At 62.0% G+C, this 19,066-nt stretch carries 16 protein-coding genes and 2 pseudogenes; 6 read left to right on the top strand and 12 right to left on the bottom strand.

Annotation, left to right across the window (positions count from 1 at the left end):
• The first annotated feature begins 53 nt into the window (after positions 1–53).
• Positions 54–521 carry a thioredoxin family protein gene (locus ABN482_RS14775; RefSeq protein WP_349504696.1) on the top strand — a complete coding sequence of 156 codons (468 nt, stop codon included), beginning with the start codon at positions 54–56 and terminating at the stop codon, positions 519–521.
• Positions 522–538: 17 nt separating this feature from the next.
• On the opposite strand, the gene ABN482_RS14770 is transcribed toward ABN482_RS14775, so the two are convergent.
• From ABN482_RS14770 to ABN482_RS14760, 3 genes are all read right to left on the bottom strand, one after another.
• Complete coding sequence (locus tag ABN482_RS14770) at positions 539–1,972, bottom strand: DEAD/DEAH box helicase (protein ID WP_349504695.1); 1,434 nt, start codon at positions 1,970–1,972, stop codon at positions 539–541.
• Positions 1,973–2,085: 113 nt separating this feature from the next.
• Positions 2,086–2,430, bottom strand: coding sequence for an AzlD domain-containing protein (locus ABN482_RS14765; RefSeq protein WP_349504694.1), 345 nt, complete (start codon positions 2,428–2,430; stop codon positions 2,086–2,088).
• Positions 2,427–3,095, bottom strand: coding sequence for an AzlC family ABC transporter permease (locus tag ABN482_RS14760; protein WP_349504757.1), 669 nt, complete (start codon positions 3,093–3,095; stop codon positions 2,427–2,429). Before ABN482_RS14760 ends, ABN482_RS14765 begins: the two co-directional genes overlap by 4 nt.
• A gap of 221 nt (positions 3,096–3,316) precedes the next feature.
• Here ABN482_RS14760 and ABN482_RS14755 point away from each other — a divergent pair, with 221 nt between their 5' ends.
• Both ABN482_RS14755 and ABN482_RS14750 read left to right on the top strand, forming a co-directional pair.
• Positions 3,317–3,532: a zinc-finger domain-containing protein gene (locus ABN482_RS14755; protein ID WP_349504693.1), complete on the top strand. Its 216-nt coding sequence runs from the start codon at positions 3,317–3,319 to the stop codon at positions 3,530–3,532.
• Positions 3,533–3,542: 10 nt separating this feature from the next.
• Complete coding sequence (locus ABN482_RS14750) at positions 3,543–4,643, top strand: YheT family hydrolase (RefSeq protein WP_349504692.1); 1,101 nt, start codon at positions 3,543–3,545, stop codon at positions 4,641–4,643.
• A gap of 65 nt (positions 4,644–4,708) precedes the next feature.
• On the opposite strand, the gene ABN482_RS14745 is transcribed toward ABN482_RS14750, so the two are convergent.
• On the bottom strand, positions 4,709–6,220 hold the full coding sequence (locus ABN482_RS14745; RefSeq protein ID WP_502877310.1) for a M48 family metalloprotease: 1,512 nt from the start codon (positions 6,218–6,220) through the stop codon (positions 4,709–4,711).
• Between the two features lie 80 nt (positions 6,221–6,300).
• Between ABN482_RS14745 and ABN482_RS14740 the strand changes: the two genes are divergently transcribed.
• Positions 6,301–7,692, top strand: coding sequence for a phosphomannomutase/phosphoglucomutase (locus ABN482_RS14740; protein ID WP_349504690.1), 1,392 nt, complete (start codon positions 6,301–6,303; stop codon positions 7,690–7,692).
• 92 nt (positions 7,693–7,784) lie between these two features.
• Here ABN482_RS14740 and ABN482_RS14735 read toward each other — a convergent pair whose 3' ends face one another.
• From ABN482_RS14735 to ABN482_RS14700, 8 genes and pseudogenes are all read right to left on the bottom strand, one after another.
• On the bottom strand, positions 7,785–8,918 hold the full coding sequence (locus tag ABN482_RS14735; RefSeq protein ID WP_349504756.1) for a glycosyltransferase family 4 protein: 1,134 nt from the start codon (positions 8,916–8,918) through the stop codon (positions 7,785–7,787).
• A gap of 75 nt (positions 8,919–8,993) precedes the next feature.
• Positions 8,994–10,034, bottom strand: a pseudogene (locus ABN482_RS14730) (glycosyltransferase); the annotation flags it as partial.
• A 132-nt stretch (positions 10,035–10,166) separates the two neighbouring features.
• A pseudogene (locus tag ABN482_RS14725) lies at positions 10,167–11,258 on the bottom strand (glycosyltransferase family 4 protein); the annotation flags it as partial.
• Complete coding sequence (locus ABN482_RS14720; RefSeq protein WP_349504689.1) at positions 11,258–12,421, bottom strand: glycosyltransferase family 4 protein; 1,164 nt, start codon at positions 12,419–12,421, stop codon at positions 11,258–11,260. The gene ABN482_RS14720 and the pseudogene ABN482_RS14725, both read right to left, overlap by 1 nt.
• Complete coding sequence (murJ, locus tag ABN482_RS14715; RefSeq protein WP_349504688.1) at positions 12,405–13,757, bottom strand: murein biosynthesis integral membrane protein MurJ; 1,353 nt, start codon at positions 13,755–13,757, stop codon at positions 12,405–12,407. The genes ABN482_RS14720 and murJ overlap by 17 nt, the downstream gene beginning before the upstream one ends.
• Positions 13,758–13,759: 2 nt before the next feature.
• Positions 13,760–14,788 carry an SDR family oxidoreductase gene (locus tag ABN482_RS14710; protein ID WP_502877308.1) on the bottom strand — a complete coding sequence of 343 codons (1,029 nt, stop codon included), beginning with the start codon at positions 14,786–14,788 and terminating at the stop codon, positions 13,760–13,762.
• Positions 14,789–14,804: 16 nt separating this feature from the next.
• Entirely contained in the window at positions 14,805–16,079 is a 1,275-nt protein-coding gene (gene tviB / locus ABN482_RS14705; RefSeq protein WP_349504687.1) for a Vi polysaccharide biosynthesis UDP-N-acetylglucosamine C-6 dehydrogenase TviB, read from the bottom strand.
• Between the two features lie 72 nt (positions 16,080–16,151).
• Positions 16,152–17,255, bottom strand: coding sequence for an MraY family glycosyltransferase (locus tag ABN482_RS14700; RefSeq protein ID WP_349504686.1), 1,104 nt, complete (start codon positions 17,253–17,255; stop codon positions 16,152–16,154).
• Positions 17,256–17,806: 551 nt separating this feature from the next.
• Between ABN482_RS14700 and ABN482_RS14695 the strand changes: the two genes are divergently transcribed.
• Both ABN482_RS14695 and ABN482_RS14690 read left to right on the top strand, forming a co-directional pair.
• Positions 17,807–18,244, top strand: coding sequence for an OsmC family protein (locus tag ABN482_RS14695; protein ID WP_349504685.1), 438 nt, complete (start codon positions 17,807–17,809; stop codon positions 18,242–18,244).
• A 21-nt stretch (positions 18,245–18,265) separates the two neighbouring features.
• Positions 18,266–19,060, top strand: coding sequence for a thymidylate synthase (locus tag ABN482_RS14690; protein ID WP_349504684.1), 795 nt, complete (start codon positions 18,266–18,268; stop codon positions 19,058–19,060).
• Positions 19,061–19,066 lie beyond the last annotated feature (6 nt).

Below are 19,066 nucleotides of genomic sequence, written 5' to 3'. Positions count from 1 at the left end.
CATGTCGGTCGGCATTGAGCGTTATCATAGCGAAAACCCTGATCCGTGTACCCATGCCTATCTACGCCCTGCCTGCACCGCTGCCGCCCGGCCTGCCCGCCGCGCACGATACCCTGCAAGATCCGGACGCCCTGCTGGTCGCCTGTTTCTGTGCGGCCTGGTGCGGCACCTGCAGAGAATACGAGCCTCGCTTCGAGGCACTGTCTGCCCAATACCAGGGCCGGCATGTGTTCGTCTGGATCGATATCGAGGATTATCCGGAACTGTGTGGCGACGAAGATATCGAGAACTTCCCCACCCTGCTGGTCTGCGACAGCCAGCGCACACTGTTCTACGGCACCATGTTGCCACACATCGAACACCTGGATCGATTGCTGGCCTCACTGGCTGAAGAGCGCGCAGTTGTGAACACAGGCTCCGTGCAGCACACACGCTCTGTCGGTACACGCACGACGCTGCCCGATATACGGGCACTGTTTGAAGGGCAGATGGAAAAGACGGCCACCCAGCACACTGGCTGAGCGGCCCTGCAGATAAATCAGGCCCGCTTGCCGCCCAGCAGCAATGCGACTGGGCGTCGTGCATTCGCTGCACGCTGCTTGCTTTCTGCAGTGGCCGGTACAGCCGTACCGTCTGCGAGGGCCGCGGAGGGCTCGTAGGGCTTGCTGAAAAACTCATCGACCGGCTGCTGTACCGGACGATAGCCATCATGGCGACGGCCTTCGCCACGGCCCGATGAACTGCCACGCTCACTGCGATGGCTGCCGCCACTGCTGCGTTCGCGCGGCATCGACGGCAGGTCCAGCGTGCCACGCGGCACGGCACGACCGAGCAGTTTCTCGATATCCTTGAGTTGCCGCTCTTCCTCGCCGGCGAAGAAGGAAATGGCTTCACCCGATGCGCCGGCACGACCCGTGCGACCGATGCGATGCACGTAGTCTTCGGCGTGATAAGGCAGGTCGTAGTTGATGACGCAGGGCACGCCTGCCACGTCCAGGCCACGCGCTGCCACATCCGTGGCCACCAGCACCTCGAGTTCGCCTGCCTTGAAGGCATCCAGCGCCTTGATACGGTCTGCCTGCGACTTGTCGCCGTGGATCGACTCGGCACGCACGCCGTCGCGCTCCAGCGCGCGAGCGAGCCTGGCCGTACCGATCTTGGTATTGGAAAAGACGATGACCTGCTTGAGCCCCTTGGACTTGACCAGGTGCACGACCGCCGCCCGCCTGGCATCGCCACCGATCGGATAGGCGATCTGTGTGACCGTATCGGCAGCCGCGTTGCGTGCCGCCACTTCGATCTCGACCGGATGGTTGAGATAGGAATGGGCCAGCTTGCGGATATCCTTGCTGAAGGTCGCCGAAAACAGCAGCGTTTGCCGAGTCGACGGCAACATGCGAATGATGCGTTCGAGATCCGGCAGGAAACCCATGTCCAGCATGCGGTCAGCCTCGTCCAGCACAAGAATGCCCACCTGCGACAGATTGACCGTTTTCTGTTCGATATGATCCAGCAGGCGTCCGGGTGTGGCAATCAGCACTTCGCAGCCCTGGCGCAACTGCGCCTTCTGGGGTGCGATATCGACCCCACCGAACACCACGGCCGAGCGCAACGGCGTACAACTGGCATAAAGCCGGACGTTGTCGGCCACCTGGTCGGCCAGTTCACGGGTCGGCGTCAGCATCAACGCCCGCACGGGGTGCCGTGCAGGTGACGTGCTGGTACTGGCCAGCGGCATGAGCCGGTGCAGGATCGGCAGCGTGAAGGCCGCCGTCTTGCCCGTACCGGTCTGGGCCGCACCCATCACGTCACGGCCATCCAGAATGACTGGCATGGCCTGTGCCTGGATGGGCGTCGGGGAAACGTAGCCGGTCTCGGCAATTGCCTGGAGAATCAGGGGATGCAGGCCGGAATCTGCAAACAGCGGCACCTGCTCGGGTGATGCGGCGGGGGATGTGTTGGATTGAGTCATTCAGGACGGTGAGGGCACCTCAGGGTGCCGTGGCGGCAGGATAGCCTGCCAGAAAAATGCTTCCTGTCCAATTTTACCCCAGATGCCGCACCTGCGCGTGATTCAGGGATGCATCAATGCAACAGCCAGCGCAATAGCCACAGCACCAGCATGCCTGACACAATCACCGTGAGTGCATTGCGACGCAACCGATAGGCTGCCAGCGCCACCAGCACGGCAGGCAGGCGCTCGTCGATCTGCGGCCAGCTTCCAGCCGACCAGGGCAGTATTTCAGGCACCAGGATGCCTGCCAGCGCAGCAACCGGCGCATAGCGCAGCGCACGGCGCACCGAAGTCGACAGGGACAGCCTGTCTCCGGCCAGAAGCACACCCGCTCGCGTAATCAGGCTGCACAGCGCCAGCAGCAGAATGGCGGCATACACATAGCCGTCCTGCGACCAGAGTTCGGTTGCGTTCATGGCGTACGCTCCAGCCTGCGCTCCGCAAGGATGCCGGCCAGTACGCCACCGACGACGGCCAGGACCAGCCCCAGGCGCAGCGGCAACCACTGCCCCGCCCATCCCAGCAGGCCTGCCGCCAGTGCCGCAGCCGCCACCGGGCGACTATTGACCAGCGGTATGGCCAGGGCCAGCAGCGCCAGCACGGCGGCGAATTCGAGTGACCATGAGGAGGGCACCATGCTGCCCAGCACGATGCCGGTCAGCGAACAGAGCTGCCAGATGATCCAGCCCGGAATGATGGTGCCTGCGTAGAACCAGACATGCTCGCGCGTCCCCGGCACAGGCGCTTCGCCGAAGCGTGGCATGAAGACGATGAATGTGATGTCGGTCGTGAAATAACCGAGTCCCAGGCGTCGCGGCCAGGAAAGATGCCGGAAGAACGGCTGCAGCGCCGCCGCGAAAATCACGAATCGCAGGTTGACGACCAATCCGGCGGCAAAGATCAGCCACAGTGGTGCGCCGGTCGCAATCAATGGCAGCGAGGTCAATTGGGCCGACCCCGCAAAAACGAGTACCGTCATGGTCAGCGCCATGGTTTCGGTCAGGCCGGACTTGACCATCGCCACCCCGGTGACAAGCCCCCAGATCGCGGTCGGCAACATGGCCGGCATGACCTGGCGCATGCCATCGAACAGCGCGGCGCGGCGCTCGACCGAAGCCGCGTGCGCATCGGTAGACGGATGTGGATCGGAAGGACGGCTCACGCGGAATGCCTTGTCGATAGTGTATGCATATCAGTAAACAATAACCGATGGAGGCGTATTGTAGACCGCACCGTCTTGATACAATAGCCGGATTGGCGCAATCGCCATTCGCATCCCGCCGGTTTTTCCCAGGATCAGACATGAGCACAGCACAGGCAGACTCGCACGTCCCCCAGCACGCCGCCATCGAAGTCGATGGCCACGACCTTCCCGTCTTCTGTCCGGGGCCGAAATCGCCATTGTGGAGCATGCATCCCCGCGTCTATCTTGATGTCACGCACGGTGAGCCTGCACATTGCCCTTACTGTGGTGCGACCTACCGCCTGAAACCCGGCGTCGTCCTGCACGGCCATTGATCCCTGCTGCATGTCCTCCCCTGCCGTCGCCCGCCTCGACATCGCTCCCTGCCCAGCCCCTCGCTGGTTGCCGGGCGGGCATGCGCAGACGCTGGCGACCCTGTTTTCCAGCTACCACAAGATTCATTTCGTCCGTGATCGGGTCGAAACACCCGATGGCGACTTCCTTGATTTCGACTGGAGCGGCCCTGGCCTGATTGCCCGGCGCAGCCTGCAGGACATGCAACCGGGCCAGAGCGAAGGTCTGCGGCACGGTGCTGCAGCGCGCTGGATGGAAATCGATGACTGGACCGCACTGGGCACTCACAGCGGCATCCCTGCGCTGATCCTGTTTCACGGCCTCGAAGGCAGCAGCGCCAGCGCATACGCACAGAGCATCGCCCAGTATTTCCGCGCCCGCGGCTGGATTGTCGTGATTCCCCATTTCCGGGGCTGCTCGGGCACGCCAAACCGGCTGGCACGCGCCTATCACTCCGGCGACAGCGAAGAAATCGACTTCATGCTCGCCTCCGTGCGAACCCGCCTGCCGCAGGTCATGTGGCATGCCGCCGGCGTATCGCTGGGCGGCAATGCCCTTCTCAAATACCTCGGCGAACAGCGCCAGGACGCCGGCTGGCTGACAGCCTGCGCAGCCATTTCGGCCCCCGTCGATCTGGTGGCATCGGGCCGCAGCCTGGGCCGCCCCCTGCTGCCCCGCCACCTGTACAGCCGGGTGTTCCTCAAGACCATGAAAGCCAAGGTGCTCGAAAAGGCACGACGCTTCCCGGGTGTCATCGATGTCCTGCGTATCGAGCACGCCCACACGCTGCAGGAATTCGATGACGCCTACACCGCGCCCATGCATGGTTTCCGGGATGTTCTCGACTACTGGACGCAATGCTCGGCCAAGCCATTGCTGGGTCAGGTGACGGTACCGACGCTGGTCATCAACGCCCGCAATGACCCATTCCTGCCGGCACCGGCATTGCCCGTTGCCTCCGAATGCGCAGGCAGCGTGCTGCTGCACCAGCCAGACGACGGGGGCCACGCCGTCTTCCCAACCGGCAGTTTCCCTTCGCACCAGGGCTGGCTGCCCCAGCGACTGGGCACCTTCTTCGAAACCGGACTCTAGGGTAGAGGCGAGCCATCTGGCTCGTACTCAGCCGCCCTTTTTTGCCTGACTGACCAAAAAAGGCATCAGCCGAACTGCTCCCGCAAACGCTTTTCGCTGTCCATCAGTTCCTGAACCTGACGGATACGTGTATCGATCTGCGACTGCACATAAAAATCGTCCGTCACTGCACGCGCCTGATGCAATTGCGACACGGCAGCGGGGTAGGCTCCGGTCATGATGTAGAACTCGGCCATGGTACGCCGCGACGCACTCAGGTTGCCCTGGGCATCCTGAGCCTGCGCCTGCAATTGACGGAATCGGGGCTCCCGCTCGAGCAGCCCGGGATCCTGGCTTGCCACCAGGCGTTCCAGCTCCTGAAAGTGCTGCGTAGCGTACAGGGCTTCCGCCAGGGCCAGTTGCAATGCCTGGCGTTGTGGCCAGCGCTGCACGGCAGCCCTGGCCAGCGCCACGGCCTGCTCATCCTGCCCACGCAACTGCGCCAGTTCGATCCGCAAGCCGGCAGCATAGGGCGTATCCTGCCGGGCCTCCGTCAGCTTGTTCAACCAGCCTTCGGCTTCGTCACCCTGCTTGCGCCGCAGCGCCTCGACGGCCAACCCGAACCAGGCCGCATGCTGGCGTGTGCCAGACAGGGACTGCGCTTCTTGCTGAAGCTGCTGCATGACCAGGCGGCGCGACTGCGCATCCAGCGCCTGCAACACGCGCAACTTGGCGCGCAGGTACCAGAAATCATCACTGCTGACATGCGAACTCGGTGCCATCTGGGACATGCGATTCTGGATATCGGACATCCGCTGGATCGACAAGGGGTGAGTGGAAGCATACGCACCGCCACCCATACCCTCGTTCAGGCGCGAACTGTTCATCAGGCGCTGGAACATCTGCGCCATGCCGGCAGGATCGTAGCCCGCCTTGCGCAGCATATCGAAACCGGCCCGGTCGGCCTCGCGCTCGGCATCACGCGAGAACCCGAGCTGGCGATCGATGGCCGCCGCCTGGCCGAACACGGCCACGCCTTGCGCCAGATCGACACTGCCCGCCAGTGCTGCCAACAGTGCCGCAGCCATCGACGCCATCATAATGCTGCTGTTCTGGGCCTGCTGGGTCAGCCCGCGGGCGATATGGCGCTGCGCAACGTGGCCGATTTCGTGCGCCGTGACGCCGGCCAGCTCGGACTCGGACTCGACACTGGTGAACAGGCCACTATGGATGCCGATGTAGCCTCCCGGCATGGCGAAAGCATTGATCGATGGATCGCGCACACCGAACAGCAGAATATCGGGGGCCTGCCCGGAGGCATGTCGCACCAGCTTCTGGCCCATTTCATTGAGATACTGTGTCAGGTCCAGATCATGGATATAGGTTGGATCGCGCCGACCCTGCATCATGATGGCATCGCCCAACTGGCGTTCGAGACGCGGCGACAGTTCTGCCGCCGAGGCCGCACCCATGTTGGGCAGCCCGACAGGCTGGGACAAAGGCACGGACGGCCATGCCAGTGCCGCAACGGAAAGCACCGCACCGCAGGCGGTACGCCAGGTGGCCGTGGCAGGAAAACCCAGCCGGAATCTGATGATCGGATCCATCAGGCTATTCTACAATGGGCCGAATCAGGACACATTCATATTTGTGCAGCCAGGCGCTGCCAGGACAGAACATGACCGCCCACGCACTTCCCGATGCAGTTTTCAAGGCCTACGATATCCGCGGTACCGTGCCCGACCAGCTCAACCCTGACTTTGCCCGACAACTGGGGCACGCTCTGGCGGCTCGCGCACGGGCAGCAGGCGTCACAGCACTGGTCGTGGGCTGTGATGGCAGGGACAGCGGTCCCGATCTGTCCGCAGCCCTCCAGCAAGGTCTGCTCGAATCGGGTATCGATGTGGTGGACCTGGGCCGCGTCCCGACACCACTGGTCTATTTTGCTGCACACGTCTTGCAGACCGGATCCGGCGTGGCCATTACCGGCAGCCACAATCCACCGCGCTACAACGGTTTCAAGATGATGATGGGGGGCAGCACGCTGCACGGCCAGGACATTCTCGAACTGCGTGACGCCATGCAGGCAATATCCGAATCCCTGCCTGCCATGCAACATGGGCAGCGCCATACATTGGACATCATGCCCGAATACATCGCACGCATCGCCGGTGACATTCGTCTTGAGCGCCCCATGAAAATCGCCATCGACTGCGGCAACGGCATCGGAGGTGCCGTTGCACCATGGCTCTTCCGAGCGCTGGGCTGCGAAATCGATACGCTATTCTGCGAAGTCGATGGCCGCTTTCCCAATCACCATCCCGACCCCGCCGATCCTGCCAATCTGCAGGACCTGATCCGTCATGTCCAGTCCACGGATTGCGAACTGGGCCTGGCCTTTGACGGCGACGCAGACCGCCTGGGGGTCGTCACGCGCAGTGGCCAGATCATCTGGCCCGACCGGCAACTGATCCTGTTCGCCCGCGATGTACTGTCACGCAGCCCTGGGGCCGAGATCATCTATGACGTCAAGTGCAGCCGGCACGTCGGCCTGGCCATCGAACAGGCCGGTGGCCAGCCACTGATGTGGCGTACCGGACATTCGCTGATCAAGTCGAAGCTGGCCGAAACGGGGGCTCCGCTGGCGGGCGAGATGAGTGGCCACGTCTTTTTCAAGGAACGCTGGTACGGTTTCGACGACGGTCTCTATGCCGGCGCACGACTGCTCGAAATCCTTGCCCGCAGTGAAGATGCCAGTGCCACGCTGGAAGCATTGCCTCAGTCGCTTTCCACTCCCGAACTCAAGCTTGAGCTGCGCGAAGGCGAACCCTTCGAACTGATCGCGGCCCTGCAGCGCCATGCCCGTTTCGACACGGCCGAGCGGCTGATCGATATCGACGGCATCCGAGCCGAGTACGCAGACGGTTTCGGCCTGGCTCGGGCGTCCAATACCACTCCGGTGGTGGTGCTGCGCTTCGAGGCCGACACGCCAGAAGCGCTTGCGCGTATCCAGGGGGAGTTCAGGGCGCAGATCCTGCAGCAGAAGCCTGATGCGATACTGCCATTCTGATTCAAAAATTCACGGCCAAGGCAAGATCAGTGTCGTGCCAGACAAATCCGTCCGGTACGACACACAGACTTTGACCAGTCCCTCTTGCAGTACTACTCGGCGTAAATATCCAGGTGTGCCTGCACGACACGGTCGATATCGAACTCCCGCTCTGCCAGTTCCCGGCCAGCTCGCCCCAGGCGATGGCGCAACGCACTGTCTTCAATGAGTTGCAGGATAGCCTGGGCCAGCGCACCGGCATCACGCACCGGCACCAGCAATCCGGTTTCACCCGGCTCGATGGCATCGCGGCAACCCGGCACATCCGTCGTCACCACGGCACGGCCACATGCTGCAGCCTCGACCAGACTGCGCGGCAAGCCTTCCCGCCAGGAAGGCAGGACCACGATATGTGACTGGGCGTAGAGTGCTGCCACATCATTGCACTCGCCCATGTAATCGACATGCCCGGCGGCATTCCAGGCCGCCAACATCGCAGCATCCACCGAGGCCGGATTGCCCGGGTCGGGAGACCCGGCCAACACGAAACGTATCCCATCGATCCGGCTGCTCACCTGTGCAGCGGCCTCGATATATTCCTGCACGCCCTTGTCTCGCAGCAGCCGGGCCGCCATAACCACGGTCAACGGTGGCACCTCAGGCTCGTCCACGGCGGCGTAGGCACCCAGATCGACACCCGAGCCCCGGATCAGGCGTGCCTGCTCCGGCAGGATGACACCCTGCGCCAACAACACATCACGATCCGAGGCGTTCTGGAAGATCACCCTGGCACGAGGCTGTCGCAATGCCAGCCGATAGAGCGTCGTCACCAGCCGCCGCAAGCGGCGTGTCGCCTGGCCATCATCCACGAACACGAAACCCAGCCCCGAAACGGCTGCCACTACGCGCGACACTTTCAGCCAGCGAGCCACCAATCCACCATAAAGCACCGGCTTGATGGTCACGAGGTGAGCCACATCCGGTCGCAGGCGGCGCATCAGGCGGTAGAGTGCCCACACGGTACGGATTTCTTCCCAGGGGCGCCGGCCACTGCGGCTCATGGGAATGGCGTGATGGACGAAGCCCAGTTGCCGGATCTGCTCGACTGCCGGCCCGGCCATGGTCGCCACATGCACTTCATAGCCCGCTGCCTGCGCACCCTGAGCCAGCGGCAAACGGTGCGACAGAAAAAAGGCCGGATTGTTGACCACCATCAACAGACGTCCGGTGCGAGCACGACGCCGCATCGGCAAGCCACGCCAGAGGCGGCCATAGGCTTCCTGCATGACATGCAGGCCGAAGCGGCTCTGGACCCGGGTACGTGCAGCGGCAGCCCGCGCCCGCAACTCCAGGGGATCCCGTGCCACGGTCAGGGCCTGGCGTACGGCATCGGCCAGCGCCTCGGCACTTTCCGGAGCGGCCACCCAACCGGTGTCACCGACGATCAAGGCGGCATCACCGACATCCGTCACCACACATGGGGTGCCGCAGGCCATGGCCTCGGCGACCACGTTCGGAAAGCCTTCGGCACGGCTCGACAACACATGAATATCGGCCGCATTCATGACGGCGGCGACATCATCGGTCGGCCCCAGAGGCAGTATCCAGTCCTCCATGCCCTCGGCACGTATCAGGGCCATCAGCTCGGCATTTTCAGGCGTCATGCCGCGCCCGACGAGTGCACACCGGAAAGGCCGCTGGGCCACGCCGCGCACCCTGGCCAGGGCTCGGATGAGATTGGCATGATCCTTGAGTGGATCCCAGCGCGCCACGCAGGCCAGCAAAGTCATGCTGCCGTCCACGCCCCAACGCCGACGCTGGGCCAGCCCCGCCTCGGGGTCAGGAGAAAAACGACTCAGGTCATAGCCATTGGCGATGACCTGCATCCGGTCACGCCGATAACCCAGCGCGATGTGCCGCTGGGCCGCATCTTCGGCACAACTGACCGTGACGGCAGGCAACAACCCGGACAGCCTGGCTCCCAGGCGCAAGGCAAGACGGGCCGAACGGCTGATCAAGGACAGGTTGGTACCGGCATTGCGGATTCCCCAGGCCACGGCCCGGATACCGCACAGGCGTGCGGCCAGTCCGCCCGCCAGATTGGCATGGTACATCCAGGTCTGGACGACATCGGGGGCGATGGATTCGATACGGTGTCGCAATGCCTTGAAATCACGCCATCCCATCCTGCCGGACTGCATACCGAGCGTGTGAACACGGATGCCGGCCGCACGCATGCGTTCGCCGTACACGCCCTCATCCGTCATCGACAGCACTTCCTGCCGTATCGAAGGATCCATGCCGGGTGACGTCGTCAGGCGAAACAGCACAGCCTCGGCCCCGCCCTGCCCCAATCCGGAAATGATGTGCAGAACCTTGATCCGGACCTCCGGACGTGATGCCTGCTGCGTTGCCAACGTCACGCCGGGCATCCGCGCCGATGCCGCCAGACCTGCATCAACAGACAGCGCGCCAGCAGGTACGCTTGCCAGCGCGAAGAGCCGATCCCACTGGGCCAGCACGGCAGGCAACGCATAGCGCGTCCGCACCGCACGCATTGCCTGCCCCCCCAACCGGGTACGCAGCGCGTCATCCCCCATCAAGCGGTGCAATGCGGCATAGAGGGCCTCTTCGTCCTGTGGCGGCACCAGCAGGCCATCCTGTCCATGGTCAGTCAGGTCTGCCGGGCCGCTCGGACAATCAAAGCTGACCACCGGCAATCCTGCTGCCATCGCCTCCATCAGCGCATTCGGAAAACCTTCCACGGCAGATGTCAGCACGAACGCATCCGCTGCCGCCAACTCATGCCAGGGCTGGCGCGTTCGCCCCGGCAGCATGACACGTCCGATCAGGTTGTCACGGGCGATCTGGTCCTCAAGCGCCCGACGCTGGGGGCCTTCGCCCCACAGGTACAGATCCCAGTCGGGATACTCGGAAGCCAGCCGTGCAAACACGCGAATGAGCAGATCAAACTGCTTGACCGGCGCAAAGCGTCCCATGGCCACAAGCCGGCGACGCCCCGGCGTGCCATGCTCGACCACACCAGGCCGCTTGACGGGAATACCCTCCGGCAAGGGATTGGGAATGGCATGCAACTGCTGCATGCCAGGCACCATCTTGTGGAACGTCGGAATACTGTCCTGGGTTTGCACCGTCACGACGTCCGCACGCGGATACAGCCAGCGTCGCAACCAGCGCAGACGCCTTTCCAGGTTGGTCGCGAATGCCGGGTTGGTACGTTCGCAGACGATCACCGGCACCTTCAGGCCCCAGGTCGCCATCAGCGCCACGACATTGACGTTGGTCAGGAAGGAAACGATCACATCGGGTTGGCGCTCCTGCACGAACTGGCGCAGGCACCGCCCCCGGTTCCAGAGACTGGCCCGCTTTCCGGACTGCTCGACCAGATCTGCCAGCCAGACCGTTTCGACCTGCGGCGGCAGGGTATAAACGCATTCGCCACGTGCGGAATAGGTCGGCATCAGGGTCACGCGGTCTCCACGCATGGCCCATGCACCCGCCAGCGTCGCGGCAACCCGCTCTGCGCCACCACCATGCATGGAACTCACCAGCAGCAGTATCTTCATCAGGCCTTTCCTCCCGATGTCTGGCGTGCCAGGACCTGATCGAACAGTGCCTGCCATTGCGCCAGGATTCTGGTCATTGCAAAACGCTCCCGGACTTCGATAGCCTGTCCGGAGAATTGTGCACGCAGCTCGGGACTTGCCATCAGCGTGTCGAGCGCCTCTGCCAGCGCAGCGGCATCACCCACCGGCAGCACCAGCCGGCCATCCAGGTCGGGCCGGATGATTTCCCGAGGTCCGGTTTCGCAATCGAATGCCACGACCGGACAACCACTGGCCATAGCCTCGAGCAGCGTATTCGACAGTCCTTCCGTATGCGAACTCAGTGCGTACAGTTGCGCCCTTGCGTACCAGTCCCCGACATGATCGGTGCGCCCCGGCAGGCTGATGCGATCCTGCAGACCATGGTCGCTGACCTGCTGTTCGAGTGCGCGACGCTGCGGCCCTTCTCCCAGGATGGTGAGGCACCAGTCGGGATGGCGATCCGCCACGCGTGAAAATGCTTCGACCAGGACATCGAATCCCTTGATGGGATGCAGGCGCCCGACGCCCAGCAACAGGTTCTGCCGGCTGGCGTGTACTTCGGCACGTCCCGCGTCCGTCATGGGCAGAGGCCAGTGCACGGCATTCGGAATGACCGCCAGTTGTGCGCCCGGGATCTGTTCGCGCAGCCAGCTTGCCGTATCTCGGGTCAAGGCCACCACTGCAGCCGCATGGGGATAGGTCTTGCGCCGCAGCCAGCGCCACAACCGGCCCATGCGCTGTGCAGGAGGATGTGTATGCTCGGTCGCGATCACCTTGCAGGGCAGTCCACGCGCGGCCAGGATAGACAGCATGGAGGATGTACTCATCATGCCCAGCACGATATCCGGACGTTCCTGCCGGATGATTGCCCGCAGGCGGGCAATCCGCCTGATCAGGGCCAGCAGACCATGCCACGCGCCTTTCGCACGGCTTGCCGCGTCATGATCCAGGATGACGCGCTTCACGCCAGGTGCCAGTGCGTAGGCATCATGACTGTCATCCATGCGGCTGACCAGCGTCACGCGATGGCCTGCCTGCAGCCATTCACTGCCGAGATCAACGGCCACCCGTTCGGCACCGCCACCTCGCAGCGAATAGATGACGATCAGGATATGCAGGGAAGAATCAGGCAGTCTGGTCATGTGCACGATAAGGGCGGGAAGCCACAAGGAAATAGCACAGGTAGGAGGACAGGTACATCAGGCTGGTGGCCAGCATGATGCCTGCCACGCCCATCGCAGGTGCCAGCAGGTGATTCATGAGCGCCTTGACGGCAAAATTCATGACGGCAATCGCTGCCATGATGCGATAGCGTTTCTGGCTGGCCAGCAACTGCACCAGCACCAGCACGCCAAAATAGAAAGGCAATTGCAGCATGCCCCAACGCAATACCTGTGCAACAGCACGGGTATCATCCGGCCCGAAGGCTCCGCGTTCGAAAATCAGGGCAACGCCCCACGGTGCCAGCCACCAGCCCACGGCTACCGCGACAACACCGATGGCCGCCATGGCCATCGACCACTTGAGTGCCATCTGCCGGGCACGCGCCGGTTCGCCGCGGCTCTGGACCTCAGACAGCACCGGCAACGCGGCCCGCCCCACCGACATGGCACCGATACCCAGCAGCAGCGACAGCAGGCGGGCAGCATAGCCCAGCGTGGCGTTGGCATTGCCGGACAACCGTGCCGCCGTGTACTGATCCAGCGGCCCCACCAGACTCATCACCAACTGACCAATCATCATGATGCCCAGCGCCTGTGCCATGCCATGCCAGTATGGCGAACCCAGACCCCAGGTAGGGGCTCCCCAGATGCCATTGTCGGCACGCGCGGCCAGCCATTGCAGCCAGATGCACTGCACGGCAAATCCCAGCACGGTTCCCCACAGCAACGGTGCAATACCGGCATCCGGACCAGCCAGCATCACCCAGACAAGGATGACCAGAGCCGGCACGCTGTCGAGCAACGTGTTCACATGACGTTCGCGGGCCCGCAGGCGCGCCGCACTGACTCCTGCCAATACCGTGAACAGCGCCACCGGGGCAAAACCCCAGGCCAGTTCCCGGGCATAGGCCATCGTCTCGGCATTGAGTGCCGCACCGGGCCCCTGCAGCACCCAGGGCCAGGCCAGGATGATCAAGGCCGCCAGGGCCAGCCCCAGCCACCAGGCCAGTGTCTGCAATTCGCCCAGAAAACGGACATTCTGGCGGTGCTCGTCCTTGCGCAGTCGAACCAGCACCGGGATCAGCACCACCGACAGCACCCCCACCAGCGTCACGGGCACCCAGGTCGCGAATGTCATGGTGAACTGGTAGGCGTCCACCACATCGCTGATGCCGTAGCGATACGCCACGGCCATTTCCTTGAAGGCCCCAGCCAGCTTGCCGATGATCAGGAAAAAGGCGACCCGGGCGGCTCCCAGGGCGATCCTGCGATGATCGCCGTCAAGCCGCCCAAGCCGGTTGAGGAGACGCTTCAAGTTCAGCGCAGGAAGTCGAGATACCAGGGCATGGCCACTTCCAGCCCCTGACGCAGGGTATGGGTCGGTGCAAAGCCCAATGCTGCCGCGGCCTTGCCGATATCAGCCTGGGAATGGCGCACATCGCCAGCCCGGAAATCACCGTGTTCGGGACGTGCAGTGACCTGTACACCGTTGAGCGCCAGGACTTCGACCAACTGCTCATACAGCGTGTTGAGCGTGGTGCGGGCATTGACCGCCACGTTGTAGACCTGGTGTTCACCCTGGGCCTGCTTGACGGATGCCAGCAGATTGGCCTGCACCGCATTCTCGACAAAGCAGAAATCGCGGCTGGTTTCGCCATCGCCATTGATACGCACGACCTGGCCCTGGATCATGGCCGAGATCCACTTGGGAATCACCGCTGCATAGGCCCCATCCGGATCCTGGCGTTTGCCGAATACATTGAAATAACGCAGGCCCGTACTGGAAAAACCGTATGCACGCGCATACACATCACCATACAGTTCGTTGACGAACTTGGTGACGGCATAGGGAGACAGTGGCCGACCTATTGTATCCTCGACCTTGGGCAATCCGGGATGATCGCCATAGGTCGAACTCGAGGCAGCGTACACAAACGAAGCTACCTTTTCATCGCGTGCGGCCGTCAACATGTTGAGAAAACCGGACACATTGACGTCATTGCTGGTGATCGGATCATTCAGCGAACGGGGCACCGAGCCCAGCGCAGCCTGATGCAGCACATGACGCACACCTTTCAGTGCATGACGGCAGGTTTCGAGATCACGGATATCACCTTCGATAAAACGAAAGCGCGCCCAACGCTCGGGCCCCACCTGAGCCTGCACCTCATCGAGATTATGCTGGTGCCCGGTCGCGAAGTTATCGAGACCGACCACTTGCTGGTCGAGGCGCAGCAGGGTTTCGATCAGGTTGGAACCGATGAAGCCGGCGCAGCCAGTTACCAGCCAGGTGGCAGGGGTACGGCGCAGGGTTTCCTGGACAGTCTGGTATTCGGACATGAGCATGGATCTCCGTGGCAGGTCAAAGACGCAGGTCCGATTGCTCGGCCGTCAGCAGGTACTTGAGGTCGTACAGCACATGCGCCTTCTTGCCCAGTGCCCGGATGGCGGGCGCACCCATGTCCGCGAACTGGTGATGCGCGACTGCCAGAATAACGCCATCGTAGGCACCTTGCGGCAGCTCGGTGATCGGACGGATACCGTATTCATGCACTGCTTCCTCGGGATTCACCCAGGGATCATAGACATCGACTTCCACGTTGTATTCGCGCAGCTCATGCAGGATGTCGACGATCTTGGTATTGCGCAGGTCAGGGCAGTTTTCCTTGAAGGTCAACCCCATGATCAGCACGCGTGCACCATCGACCTGGATCCGCTTGCCGAGCATGGCCTTGACCAGTTGCGAAGCGACATATTGCCCCATCGAATCGTTCAGACGACGGCCGGCCAGAATGATTTCCGGATGGTAGCCGATGGCCTGTGCCTTGTGCGTGAGGTAATACGGATCGACGCCGATGCAGTGGCCACCGACCAGGCCGGGGCGAAACGGCAGGAAATTCCATTTGGTACCGGCAGCCTTGAGAACAGCCTCGGTATCGATACCCATCTTGTTGAAGATCAGTGCCAGTTCGTTGATCAGCGCGATATTGACATCGCGCTGGGTATTCTCGATCACCTTGGCGGCCTCGGCGACCCGGATGCTGGACGCCTTGTGCGTACCCGCGGTGATGATACTGGCGTACAGTGCATCAACCAGATCCGCCACCTCAGGCGTCGAACCCGAAGTGACCTTGAGAATGGTGGATACCCGGTGCGTCTTGTCGCCCGGATTGATACGCTCCGGGCTGTAGCCCGCATAAAAATCCTGGTTGAAAATCAGGCCGGAGACCTGCTCCAGCACCGGCACGCAACGCTCTTCGGTCGCCCCCGGATAGACCGTGGACTCATAGATCACGATATCGCCCTTCTTCAGGACGCGGCCAATGGTTTCACTGGCCTTGACCAGCGGCGTCAGGTCGGGTTGCTTGTATTCGTCGATCGGCGTCGGCACGGTGACGATGAAGACATTGCACTGGGCCAGGTCGCTGACTTCGTGACTGAATGACAGTTGGCCGGCCTCGGCCAGTTCTTCACTCGAGACTTCGAGGGTATGGTCACGGCCCGACTGCAATTCGGCAATGCGCGCCTTGTTGATATCGAAACCGACGACCGAACGCTTGCGACCGAATTCGACGGCCAGCGGCAGCCCGACATAACCCAATCCGATAATGGCCAGTTTGACATCATTGATATGCAAGATTTTCTCCTGTTGCGGCGTCATGCGCCATAGGGTAATCGACAATCGGAACAAGCCTTGAACGACAGCGCCTCAATCGGCACGCCAGTTGCGAGGCAGAAGCAGCCAGTCAGGCCGGCGCCATGATACGAGACGCGCATACAGCCAGACATAGCAAATGGAAAAAACCAGGATGCTGGCGCACAACGCCCAGGCGTTGTCCCACCAGATAGTGGCAGGCACCAGCCCGATCAGGGCCAGCCCCCAGAGATAGGGAGAGGCGAGTGCGTTGCAGAGTGCCGGTATGGCATGACGCTGCCGACGACTGAATGTCACCCGGACCAGGCGACGGAACACAAGCTGGTGCAAATGCAATGCATCCGGCTGGTCGACCGGTACGCCACGCTTGAACTTGCGCCGCCAGATCGAGAACAGCGTCTCGAAAACCGGATAGAACAACACAGCCAATGCATAGAACGGCGAAACGGAAGGGTTGCGCACCACCAGCAGCACAGCCAGTTCGGCCAGCATGAAACCGATGAAATAGGCACCGCCATCCCCGAGGAAAACGCGGCCGAAAGGAAAGTTCCAGACCAGGAATCCCAGCGTGGCCGACGCCAGGGAAGCGGAAATCAGGAAAATCGGCATATCGCCAACCTGCCAGGCCACCAGGCTGATCGAGGCAGCCATCAGCGTGGCCACCATGCCTGCCAGCCCATTCATGCCATCAACGATATTGAGTGCATGGGTGCACCCCCCCACGGCGATGACTGTAAACAGCAACGATACAGGCCAGAAAGCCAGCAGCCAGTCTATCCATTCGAACCCCACCCGACTGACCCCACCCAGCAGCCACCATGCAATCGCCGCCGAGGCGAAGGCCGCCAGCAAACGCTTGCCGGCACCGATGTCCTTGGTGATGTCCTCCAGCAGGCCGGCAACGAATACGGGCAAGGCAGCCAGGAACAATGCCGGCCAGAGCCAGGCCAGCGTCATGTTGCTGGGTCCCAGCACCAGCAGCCCGGCCATCGTGCCGGCCAGCACGGCCAGCCCACCCACGCGAGGCGTCGCCCGACTGTGGAAAGCCTGCGGCTTGCTCATGTCGCTGTCGCCCGTCAGCGCACCGTGCCACCGCTCGGATGCCACGATCAGGCCACCTACCATGAACGCCACCACACAGATCGTTAACCAGGTCACTCTTGCCTCACTTGCCGGAATCCCCTTGCCGGGGCTGCGTGCCATACATATATATATTGGAGTGGCGCGCTGTTTTTACTATCCCTCTATTATCTGCCCAAATTGTAACTTTGGTATATGACGCTCGTGGGCAATTGCAACAAACCCCAAAAAAAAACCCCGAAACCAAACGGTTTCGGGGTAAATCCACCAAAGGAGGAGGGTGGAGGAGACAACCTTGGCATGTCCGGGGGTTAACCCTTGCAGATCGGGGTGTGCTCACCGCACCAATCTGCCTCGACATCCGATGACTCAATTATATACAAGGAAAATGGTGCAACGCAAGATTTTTGGAAGAACCACAGCATATCTGCTGTTCTGTTGTTTTTGTGCAGCGCAATATACAGATACAAATACCTTGATCATCACCAGGCAACAAAAGGGTTAACCCCATCCCATCGGAAACCATTCCACCACACAGCCCCCTGCAAGACAGAGTCCATCGATAGCTGCCAAAGCCCATGGCCCATGCTTTATCATTACGGATCATACGCACAGGCCAAGGAATACACATGGAATGCAAAGTTGAATGGACCGGGCCATCCGGCATGCTGTTCGTCGCCAGCACTGGCAGCGGCCATGTCACGGCAATGGATGGTGCCCCGGAAGGCGGCGGCAACAATTTGGCTCCCCGCCCGATGGAGATGCTGCTGGCAGGTGCCGGCGGCTGTGCGGCGTACGATGTGGTCCTGATCCTCAAGCGCGGTCGTCACAAGGTAGATGGCTGCCGCGTCGAACTGCAGGCCGAGCGTGCCGACACCGACCCCAAGGTATTCACCCATATCCGCTTCGCGTTTACCGTCTCGGGCCGCAAGCTGCCGCTGGCGGCTGTCGAACGGGCCGTGCAGCTTTCGCACGAGAAATACTGCTCGGCCTCGGCCATGCTTGGCAAGACCGCAACGCTGGACTGGAGCGTGACACTCATCGATACCAGCAATACCGCAGACTGATCCAGGCAGGAACCCTCGCCCATGCGTCAATACGAAGATTTCATGCGCCATGTCTATGAGCATGGCACAACCAAGACAGACCGCACCGGTACCGGCACACGCTCCGTGTTCGGCTACCAGATGCGCTTCAACCTGTCGGAAGGCTTTCCGCTGGTCACCACCAAGAAGCTGCACACCCGCAGCATCTTCACCGAATTGCTCTGGTTCCTGCGGGGCGACGCCAATGTGCGCTGGCTACAGGAGCGTGGCGTCACCATATGGGACGAATGGGCCGATGCAGCAGGCAACCTCGGGCCCGTCTACGGTGTTCAGTGGCGCAGTTGGCCGGCTCCGGATGGCCACCATATCGACCAGATCAGCCAGGTACTGCAACAGATCAGGGAAACACCCGACTCGCGCCGCATGATCGTTTCGGCCTGGAATGTCGGACTGATCGACCAGATGGCCCTGCCACCCTGTCATGCCATGTTCCAGTTCTACGTGGCCGACGGCAAGCTGTCCTGCCAGCTCTACCAGCGCAGCGCCGATATTTTCCTGGGCGTACCATTCAACATCGCCAGCTATGCCTTGCTGACACACATGGTGGCACAGCAATGCAACCTGGATGTCGGCGACTTTATCTGGACGGGCGGCGACTGCCATCTCTACAGCAATCACTTCGAGCAGGTCGAGCTGCAACTGTCTCGCACGCCCTACCCCTATCCGAGCCTGAGCATCAAGCGTCGTCCCGATTCTCTTTTCGAATATGCCTACGAGGATTTCGAGATCGAGGGCTACCAGTGCCACCCTCACATCAAGGCGCCTGTCGCCGTCTGAGCCGGA

The organism is Corticimicrobacter sp. (genome assembly GCF_040137905.1).
Lineage (GTDB): Bacteria > Pseudomonadota > Gammaproteobacteria > Burkholderiales > Burkholderiaceae_B > Corticimicrobacter.
This window is presented reverse-complemented; position numbering and strand designations above follow the sequence as displayed.